Source organism: candidate division KSB1 bacterium (assembly GCA_034505495.1).
Taxonomy (GTDB): domain Bacteria; phylum Zhuqueibacterota; class Zhuqueibacteria; order Residuimicrobiales; family Krinioviventaceae; genus Fontimicrobium_A.
Window position 1 is genome coordinate 20,932 of record JAPDQV010000038.1, and the last position, 10,041, is coordinate 30,972.

Below are 10,041 nucleotides of genomic sequence, written 5' to 3' on the forward strand. Positions count from 1 at the left end.
ATAACGCCGATCCGGCCGTTTGGGCGCACGCCAAAAAAATCCTGGAGCATGCCGGTGTGCGGTTGGTGAACTATGGCGTGGTCGGTTGGAAGGACGAAGCGGAAATGGAACGCGTTTTCGTCTTTGCCAAGCTGATGGGCATTCCGGCGATTTCGATCGAGCCGGCCGATCATTCACCGGCCGCCCTCGATGCGATCGAAAAAATGATCCAAAAATACAATATTCGCGTCGGTATTCACAATCACCCGCGGCAGCCGAACAATCCCGATTACATTTACTGGAACGTCGACGAGGTTCTCAAGCTGGTCTCTGGGCGCGATCCGCGCTTCGGATTGGCGTGCGACACCGGTCATTGGCTGCGCTCCGGGGTCGATCCGCTTGCGGCGATTCAGAAGGCCCAAGGCCGCATCATCAGCGTACATCTCAAGGATCTGAATGCGTTCGGCAATCCGCAAGCCGAAGACGTACCCTACGGCAAAGGCGTGGGGAAGATCGGCGAAATTCTGAAAGAGCTGAAACGCCAAAATTTTCAGGGCAACATCTCGATCGAATACGAAAGCGAGTGGGAAAACAACCTGCCGCGCATTCAGGAGTGCGTTACGTTTGTGTTTCAGTCCGCCAAGCCGTTCTAAGGTTAAAGGCAGTCAGTCTCGTTCATAACAGGAAACCGGATGGAACAGATCAAGGACTCTATTCAAGGACTGGCATCGATTGTTTGGGGATGGCCGTCGTTTTTCCCCTTGATGGTGCTGATTCTGCTCGGCACCGGCATTTATGTCACCTTTAGGCTCAAATGGATTCAGTTGTTCAAGTTGGGGCATTCGATCAAGGCGATGCTCGGCAGGTACAATAATCCGAGTGACCCCGGCGACATCACGCATTTTCAAACTCTGTCGGCAGTGCTTTCGGCGACCGTGGGCATCGGTAACATTGCCGGTGTGGCCACGGCGATCTATTACGGCGGCCCCGGGGCGCTGTTTTGGATGTGGGTGACGGCCGTGTTCGGTATGGCGTTGAAATATGCGGAAGCCACGCTGGCCGTCCGTTACCGCGTGATCAACGCCGACGGCTCGGCAAGCGGCGGGCCCATGTACTACATCGAAAAAGGCTTGGGCCGCCGCTGGAAGCCGATGGCGGTTGCGTTTGCCGCGTTTGCCGTCATTTCTTCCATGGGAACCGGCAATTCGATCCAGGCCTTTACCTGCGCCGACCAGATTCTCAGCGAATTCAAATTGGCTCTGCCGACCGGTCATTTTTTGATTACGCCGATCGATTTCCTCGGCATCTACGTGGAGCCGGTTCGTATTGCCGTCGGGTTGTTGCTGGCAAGTACCGTGGCGCTGGTCATCATCGGCGGCATTCGCCGCATCGGCAAAGTCACCGCATGGCTTTCGCCGATCATGGGCTTGATCTATTTCATCGCGGGCAGCACCATTCTGCTGCTCAATTGGCGGCACCTCCCTTCCTCCTTCGCCGTCATATTCAGCCAGGCCTTCAGCCCCCGTGCCGAGCTCATCGGCTTTACCGGCGGCGGCTTTATGCTCTTTCTCAACACCATGATTTGGGGCGTCAAACGCGGCCTCTTTTCCAACGAAGCGGGACAAGGCTCAGCACCGATCGGTCATGCGGCTTCCAAAACCAAAGAACCGGCGCGGGAAGGCACCGTGTCGATGCTCGGGCCGTTCATCGATACCTTGGTCATTTGCTCCATCACCGGCCTGGTCATTGTCTGCACAAATTCATACGAAGTGCTGGTAAACGGCAGCCGCATGAACAGTTCGCCGCTGACCGCCTATGCCTTTCGCAACGGTTTGGCGCCGCTTTTCGCTTACGGCGATAAGATCGTCACGCTTTCCGTCTTTCTTTTTGCCATTTCCACCGCCATCAGCTGGAGCTACTACGGCGACCGCGCCGCCGAATATCTCTTTGGCCGCAAAGCGGTGCTGCCCTACAAGTGGGTGTACGTGCTCTTTCATTTTATCGGTGCCATCGTGCCGCTCGAGGTCGTCTGGGGTTTCGGCGATGTGGCGCTGGGACTTATGGCGGTGCCCAATCTCATCGCTCTGATCGCCCTTTCTGGTCAGGTCAGACAAATTACCGAGGATTATTTTAGCCGCAGAGAACAATGGGAGAGGCGCTGAAGAGCCAAACGACAAAGTTGTGAAAACAAAAACGGCGGACAATTACCTTGAGGAAACCATGAACGCCAAACTTTTTCGGTTGCCGTTCACTCTGCTCATTTCGATAATCTCGGCCGTCGGTCTGTTTTTCTATTTTTTCTTTCGCATCAATCCCGAACTGATCTATCAGGCCCAGCAACCGGTCTTTTTTTTCGATCGTCTCTTTTGGGATGAATTTCGCCTGCAGCCCGGCGGCGCAATACTATGGTTAAGCCGACTCGCGGCTCAGCTTTACTACAACCGCTTCCTCGGTTCGCTCCTGCTTGCCCTTTTGCTTACGCTGATTCCGTTCCTGTTTCATCAGACCTTAAAAATCATCGTGAATGATCGGCCGTCTCCAAATGAAGTTTTTCCGTTTGCCTGGCTGCCGTTGCCGATTCTTATTCTGCTCTATAGCCGATACGACTTTGGCCTTACCGCGGCGCTGGGCGCGCTGATCACCTTGACGGTAACCTTTATACTTTTTCGTTTTGCGCCGAAAAATTTGGTTTGGCGGCTCGTTACGTTCACGGCTCTTTTTGCCGTGCTCTATTGGATGACCGGCGGACCCGCATTCCTATTTGCCGGTCTAACAGCCCTGGCATGGTCAACGAGCAGACCGCCCGCTGCTGCGACTTCGCTTGTAACGGCGCTCTTTCTGGCCTGGCTCGGCATGCAAACAATTTGGCTCATTAGGCCTCAAGAAGCCTTTACCGCCAACCTAAACTTCCAAACCTCTCTGCCGTTCAAACTTGACGTGTGGTTTTGGATCTGCTTTCTTATCGTTGCAGCCTTTTACCGGTTGTTGTCGCGAAAGAAAACCGCACAGGGTAAGTCCGTAAAAACGTCTCGGACCTTATCCCTTGCGGTGCAAAGCAGCGTAGTGCTTCTTGCTTTGGCTGCGGCGCTCGCGGCGCCGATCGATGCCGCCCAGAAAAAGCTGCTCCGTCTGGACTATCACGCGCGCCGCGGCCAATGGCGGCAGGTGTTGGAAACCGTCCAAGACGGTGGGCTGATCAACACCTATATCGGCCAGTTTCAGGCCAACCGTGCCCTTTTTCATCTCGGAAAGTTGTGCAGCGACATGTTCACCTTTGAGCAGCGCGCCGGAATCGACGGCCTTTTCCTCCACGAAAGCCTGCGCGCCGCCTACCCGCTGAGCTTCAGCGATCTCTATTTCGATTTGGGCTATATCAATGAAGCGCAACACTGGGCACACGAGTCGCTCTCGGTTTTTGGGGAAACGCCTTGGAATCTGCAAAGACTGGCCGAGGTCTATTTGCTGAAAGGCGAGACCGCCGCTGCGCGCAAATGTCTCGAGCGACTGATGCGCACCGTTTGGCATCGCCGTTGGGCAAAACAGTTGCTGCCGCTGCTCGAAAGGCCGCAGGAAAAATGGCCGGACTATCTGCGCCTTGCAAAACAGAACATGCCGACGACCGATTTTCTCTTTATTCCCGGCGAACCGGAAGAATGTCTAGAACATTTGTTGGCCGACCGTCCGAATAATCGGGCAGCTTACGAGTATGCGCTGGCCGCAGCCATGCTGCTCGGCAAAGTCGGCAAACTAATGAACTTGACCGACCGCATCGAGGACTTTGATTATCGGGCTGTCCCCCGCCATGTGGAAGAGGCCATGTTGCTGTTCATCAGCAACGTCGGGCAAAAGGATCACAAGCTTCCCGCCTACGGCCTCTCGCCCGCCACGCTGCCCAATTACCGGCAGTTTCTCGCCGTTTTGGAAAAATACAAAGGCGACAAGAACGCCGCTTTGCCCGAACTGCGGCGTTTCAGCGACACCTATTGGTTTTATGCGATGTACCGCCTGAAAAAACAGTGAGGTTGAGTTATGCCGCCGAAGGAGAAAGCCCTTGCATTCTTGCTCGCTGCGGGACTGGTTTGGCGAGCCGCCCAAGCATCGCAAATCGACCGCACGCCCAAAATCTACCCGGACTATGCCGGAATTACGATTCCCCCGAACATTGCGCCGATGAATTTTGTCATCGAAGAGCAAGGCAGGCAATATCGCGTGGTCATCAGCGGCGAGAACGGCAAACCCATTCGACTCAAGGGTCGCTCCGAAAAAATCATCATTCCGCAGCGCAAATGGCGGAATTTGTTGGAAGGCAATCGCGGCAAACCGCTGCAAATTGTCATAGCGGTGAAAGACAGGGGGCAGTGGCGGGAGTTTCGTCCCATCTTGAATCGAGTAGCCGAGGAACCGATCTCCGAGACCCTCGTCTACCGGCTCATCAAACCGCTCTATGTCTATTGGAAGGAAATGGGCATCTATGAGCGCGATCTGACCGGCTTTGAGGAACGGCCGATTCTCTTTAATCGCAACACGGGAGATAACTGCGTCAACTGTCACGCTTTTGCCGACCAACGCGGCGACCGCATGCTGGTGCATCTGCGCGCCGGCGCGCCGGGCACCGCCATGCTGTTGGCCGCCGGCAACCGAATCCGCAAGATCGATACCTCGACAGACTTTAACCGCGCCGTAGCCTACCGAGACTGGCATCCGAGCGGCAAGTGGATCGCCTTTTCCGCCAACACGGTCAATCAATTCTTTCATGCCGTCGGCGAAAACCGCGACGTGTACGATAAAGCCTCGGACATTGTTCTCTACGACGTAGAAAACAACCGCATCACCGGTTCGCCCAAAGTGGCCACTGAGATGATGGAGACTTATCCGGAATGGTCACCGGACGGCCGTACGCTCTATTTCTGCCGCACCGATCCGCTGGAAAAATACGATCCGAACGAGCACCCTTACCGCAAGATCAAATATGATCTGATGCGCATCGCCTGCGATCCTGAACGCGGTCTTTGGGGCGAAGTCGAGCCGGTTTTTGAAGCAAGCCGTCTGGGCAAGAGCGTCACGCATCCGAAAGTCTCGCCGGACGGACGCTATCTCCTCTTTTGTCTGGCGGAATACGGCAATTTTTCCATCTATCGGCCGGACAGCGACCTCTATCTGCTCGATTTACAGACCGGCGAGGTACGCGAAGCGCGGGAGCTCAACAGCGACAAATCGGAGAGTTATCATTGTTGGGATGCTTCCGGCCATTGGGTCGTGTTCAGCAGCAAACGGGAGGACGGACTCTGCGCCAGACCCTATTTCAGTCGTTTCGACGGCCGTAGTTTTTCCAAACCGTTCATACTGCCGCAAAAAGATCCGACCATCTACAGGCGTCTGCTCAAAACCTATAATGTGCCCGAGTTGGTTTCCGGAAAAGTGAGCGTGGATCGTCGAGCGCTCTTGAAGGCGGCTTGGAGCAGGGCGGTCAAGGCCAAGCTCGATCCGGAGCTCGGCCGCCGTACACAGGGAGAAGCCGATGAAATGTGGAAGCCGGTTCCGAAGCGGTAAGGTGACGGCGATCTGTCCGTCTTACCGAAGGAACTGCTCGGAGCGCTGCACGCCCAATGACTCGTAGATTTGGATGGTGGCTTTGGAGCGGTTGAGAGTATAAAAGTGTATGCCGCGCACGCCGCTGTCGATGAGGTCGCGCACCTGTTCGCCTGCCCAATGCACGCCCGCCTTAGCCACGTACTCGTCGGTTTCGGCCCGCGCAATGAGCTTAAGCAGTCGCGCCGGAAGCCGCGCTCCGGCCGCCAATTCAGCCATGCGGTACATGCCCTGCCGCGATAGAATCGGCATAATGCCCGCAATGATCGGCACGCGAATCCCCGCCAGTTCGCAGCGCTCGCGAAAATCGTAAAAATCGCGATTATCGAAAAAGAGCTGCGTGATGATGTAATCGGCGCCTTCGTCGACTTTGGCTTTCAGATAGTCCATTTCCAAAAGCCGATTCGGCGTCTCGGGATGTCCTTCCGGAAAACCTGCCACACCTATGCTAAAGTTGGGAAAATGTTTTTTAATGAATCGCACCAAATCGGCGGCATAAAAAAAGCCGTCCGGCTCAGGCTTCCAAACTGCGCTTCCTTTCGGCGGATCGCCGCGCAAAGCCAAAATGTTGTCGATGCCGTTTTGGGCATAACGTTCGAGAATAGCGGCAATCTCGCTGCGTGTGGAGCCGACGCAGGTGAGATGCGGCACGACGGTCAAATCAGTTTCGCGGGAAATTTTTAGGACCAGATCATGCGTCTGTTCGCGGGTCGAGCCGCCTGCCCCATAGGTAACGCTGACCCAGGACGGATTGAGCGGCCGCAGCTCGGCAATGGTGAGGAAAAGCTGTTCCCACCCCTGCGCGGTCTTGGGCGGAAAGAATTCAAAGCTGAAGGTAATCGGAATTCGCGACAGGATTTCCTTGACCGTCATACAGTTTTTCCTTTTTACTTAATAAAATCATACAGGCGGAATTAAAGAGGAAAATCCCAATGAAGCTTAAAGGGGCTGCAAAGCCTACGATCGTATTTTGGGCCGCCGCGAGAAATGTCGGTAAAGTTGGATCGGCGGCTTTGTCCAATTAGATTAGATTTTCAATGATACGGCGGAGACACTCCATATCCACCGGCTTGGGGATGAACCCCACAACCTTTAGATCGGCAGCACGCTGTTTGATAAGATCGATATCATAGCCGGTCATAAAAATAATGGCCGTTTTTTGGTGATTGAGAATGGCGCGCGCGGCTTCGATGCCGTCCATCCCCCCGGCCAGCCGAATGTCCATCAGAATGAGATGGGGCTTTTCCTTGAGCGCGGCAACAACAGCTTCCTCCCCCTTGGCTTCCGGTTTTGGTACATCAAGTCCCCAGCTCTGCAATTCCATCTGCAGCAGTCGGGCCGTCAACAGCTCGTCCTCAACGATCAGTACCTTTTTCCTACCCGTCGTCATACCCTTTCCCAATAAAGTTCTTTCTTCAAGACAATCCTGCAATAGAGGCCGTTGCGGTTTTCGAAATGAATCTCTCCGTCCAATTGATGTTCGATCTGGCCGATTACGGTATCCAAGCCGACGCCGGCATGCCGGCGATAATCAAAACCCGGCGGAAAGCCGACGCCGTTATCGGCGACTTCGATGACCAATTCGTTTCGAGGGCTTTTTTTCAATGCAAGGAACATCTCTTTGTTACGTCCGTCCGGCCAGGCATGCTTGATCATGTTGGTGATGAGCTCACTGAGCACCATGCCGAGAGGCATTGCCGTATCCATAAGAACTTTGACGTCTTCCAACTCTTCGTTAATTTTGACGGCCTGAAAAACAGGATGCGATCTCTTGAGAAGATCGATCAGATCGCGAAAATATTCTCCCAGATTGACATGCGACAAATCCTGCGCCTGATAAAGCTTTTGATGCACCAGCGCCATGGCGTGAATCTTGATTTCGATATTGCCGAGCATTTCCCTGACTTCCTGCGGCAGAGTCTTGATGCGCGATGCGTTTACCCGCAGCAGCGAAATAATGACCTGCATGTTGTTCTTGGTGCGGTGATAGAGTTCCTGCAGCAGTCGTCTTTTAATCTCCAGCTCTTTGCGGATTTGCTCTTCCGCTTTTTTTCGTTCAGTAATATCGCGCACGCTGCCGACGATCTTTTTTGCGCCGGTTACCGTATCGATGCGCACCGCTGCAGTGACGGCGCAGGGAAGCAAGCTGCCGTCCTTGTTGCGGAGCGGGACCTCTAAGTCTGTAATTTGTCCTCCTTTAAGCAGGAGGTCGTTAAAGATATGCAGAATATTGCCTTCGGCAAAATCGAAAAGGGAACGACCGATCAGCTCCTCACGCGTATATAGACCTTTAGAAACAACGGCAACGGAAGGGCTAATCTCCAACAAATTGCCTGCCAGATCGCATTCGAAATAGACGTCTTGGATGTTTTCGAAAATGCCGCGGTATTTTTCTTCGCTGGTACGCAGCGCCGTCTCGGTCAGCTTTTGATCCTCGATGACATTGAGTAGAGCGCGACGCGACTGCTCGGCTATAGACAGCAGTTGCTCGCGTTCCTCTTCGGCGCGTTTACGTTCCGTGATGTCGCTAATAATATGTACGGCTCCAACCATCCGTCCTTTTTCATCCAGAAGGGGATCAACCATCACCTCACAGATCGAGCCGTTAATCTTCATTTCCATCCGCTCCCGCCGCAGGCTCTTTTTCGAAAGTTCGAACGGACAATCAGAAACCGGCTCATCGGTGCTGTGAACGAGTTTGTGGCATAGCATCTTTTGCAGTTTCTTTTCTGACTGGCCGACAAAGCGACGAAAGGCTTCGTTGGTCTGAAGGATGCGGTGTTCGGCATCCAAAAGAGCAATACCGTCCTGAATGGCGTCAAAAGTCTGTTTCCATTGCGCCAGGGACTCTTTAAGCCTTGCTTCCAATTCTTTTAAAGCCGCCAAATGGCCGATACTGGTTGCCGCAAGCGTCAGGAGCTGGAGATCAGATTCGGTAAACGGCCGCTTGTGTATGAGGTTGTCGGCTGAAAGGAAGCCGGCCATCCTTTCTCCGTCAAAAAGTCCGGCGACGATATGTTGTCCATGTCCGACGACCTGACCTTTTTCGTTCTGCAGGTCTGCCTCTTCGACGATGATGGACGGCTTTTTCGCCTTGAGCAGAGTCTGCACATCGCGCGGAATAAAGTTAACGACGGCTGTGCGCTCATCGCGCAGCCTGCCGGTCTCGTCTACACCCCAGGTTCCCAAACAGCGCTTATTTCTTTCATCTAATGTCCAAAATGCTACTCGGTCGATTTGTAATTCGTTAATTATAAATTCGACGGATCGGCGATAGAGCTCATCCGGAGTTGGTGCAAATGCCAATCGATTGATAAAGTCGATTAATTTGATCAGCTTTTCAGAAAACTCTTTTTGTTCTCTTTCTGCACGGCGCAGTTTCGTTACATCTTGAAAAATAATCTGCAGCGATTCCAGTTCACCCTTATTATCGAAAATGGGTGAAACCTGGTAATAGATATGTATGGGTTTGCCCCATTTGGTAACGTAAGGCTTTTCTCCCTCTGCTCTCTGACGATTTTCGACCGCCTTGCGAAATTCATCGGCAAGACCAAACTGAATCAGCAAAGGGAAATTGAGCAAATTGATGCTCATGGTCGCTTCGGCGGAGGGTGAGCCGAGAATGCGCAGCGCCTCCGGATTGACGCTGGTGATGCGGCCGTCCGGCAAGGCCGAAAGAATACCGACCGGCGCCGTCTCGAACAGCAGGCGATAGTGCCGCTCCTGACGCTGCAGAGCTTCATCCGTCATTTTCGCCAGCCGATGCTTTTCTTTTTGCTCCAGACAGTGGAGAATAGCGGGACCCAGGCGACGCAAATGCTCTTTGAGGATGTAATCGGCAGCTCCGGCCTTCATGCAGGCAACGGCTGTCTCCTCGTTAATCGAACCGGTGACCATGATCAGCGGAGTTTCAGGGGCTTTATTTTGGGCGATTTTGAGAGCCTTAATGCCGTCGAACTGCGGGAGACGATAGTCGGACAAAATAACATCGGGCTGAAATGATTCGAGGGCCAGCACATAATCCTGTTCTGTTTCCACAACCTGGACGGCGGCATCCGCAATGGTCTGTTGAATTTCAGCGATGACCAATTCGGCATCCTGCGGCGAATCTTCCAATAAAAGAACGCGGACCGGTTGGTTCATTCTCGACTTCTCCTGCTGCCTACGCTAAATCGACCTTCTTTGCCAGGTATTAACCTTGGCAGTATTTTTTGTTTAATAGGCCGTCAACGCTTGCGAGACTTTTTCCCTGCCCAATAAACCGGAGCTCCAACCCTCCTCTCCGCTCCCAAGTTTGCTGACATTTTTTCGATGTATATTCTTCTTTGAAGGCATAATAGCAAATTTTAGGTCAACATACAAGAAAAACAAGACATTTCAAAAGAACCCTATTCCTTTCAAAAAGCTTTTATTCGAGGACGCTCGCATATTTAGGCGGCCGACCCAATTCCATCAGCAGCTGATTAACTTCCT

The 10,041-nt window shown here is 53.3% G+C and carries 7 protein-coding genes; 4 read left to right on the forward strand and 3 right to left on the reverse strand.

Annotated features, from left to right (window positions below):
- The 4 genes from ONB24_12865 to ONB24_12880 form a co-directional block, all read left to right on the forward strand.
- Window positions 1-632, forward strand: a 632-nt coding sequence (locus tag ONB24_12865) for a sugar phosphate isomerase/epimerase (GenBank protein MDZ7317005.1), incomplete at its 5' end; no start/stop codon positions are given.
- 39 nt (window positions 633-671) lie between these two features.
- Window positions 672-2,141, forward strand: a complete 1,470-nt coding sequence (locus ONB24_12870; protein MDZ7317006.1) for a sodium:alanine symporter family protein — start codon at window positions 672-674, stop codon at window positions 2,139-2,141.
- Window positions 2,142-2,199: 58 nt separating this feature from the next.
- Complete coding sequence (locus ONB24_12875) at window positions 2,200-3,999, forward strand: DUF6057 family protein (GenBank protein MDZ7317007.1); 1,800 nt, start codon at window positions 2,200-2,202, stop codon at window positions 3,997-3,999.
- Window positions 4,000-4,008: 9 nt separating this feature from the next.
- Window positions 4,009-5,529 carry a cytochrome C biosynthesis protein gene (locus ONB24_12880; protein ID MDZ7317008.1) on the forward strand — a complete coding sequence of 507 codons (1,521 nt, stop codon included), beginning with the start codon at window positions 4,009-4,011 and terminating at the stop codon, window positions 5,527-5,529.
- A 21-nt stretch (window positions 5,530-5,550) separates the two neighbouring features.
- On the opposite strand, the gene metF is transcribed toward ONB24_12880, so the two are convergent.
- The 3 genes from metF to ONB24_12895 all read right to left on the reverse strand — a co-directional run bounded on the left by metF (window position 5,551) and on the right by ONB24_12895 (window position 9,711).
- Window positions 5,551-6,441: a methylenetetrahydrofolate reductase [NAD(P)H] gene (metF, locus tag ONB24_12885; protein MDZ7317009.1), complete on the reverse strand. Its 891-nt coding sequence runs from the start codon at window positions 6,439-6,441 to the stop codon at window positions 5,551-5,553.
- Window positions 6,442-6,589: 148 nt separating this feature from the next.
- Entirely contained in the window at window positions 6,590-6,958 is a 369-nt protein-coding gene (locus tag ONB24_12890; GenBank protein ID MDZ7317010.1) for a response regulator, read from the reverse strand.
- Window positions 6,955-9,711 (reverse strand): PAS domain S-box protein, encoded by a 2,757-nt coding sequence (locus ONB24_12895; GenBank protein MDZ7317011.1) that lies wholly within the window; start codon window positions 9,709-9,711, stop codon window positions 6,955-6,957. The genes ONB24_12890 and ONB24_12895 overlap by 4 nt, the downstream gene beginning before the upstream one ends.
- Window positions 9,712-10,041: the final 330 nt, after the last annotated feature.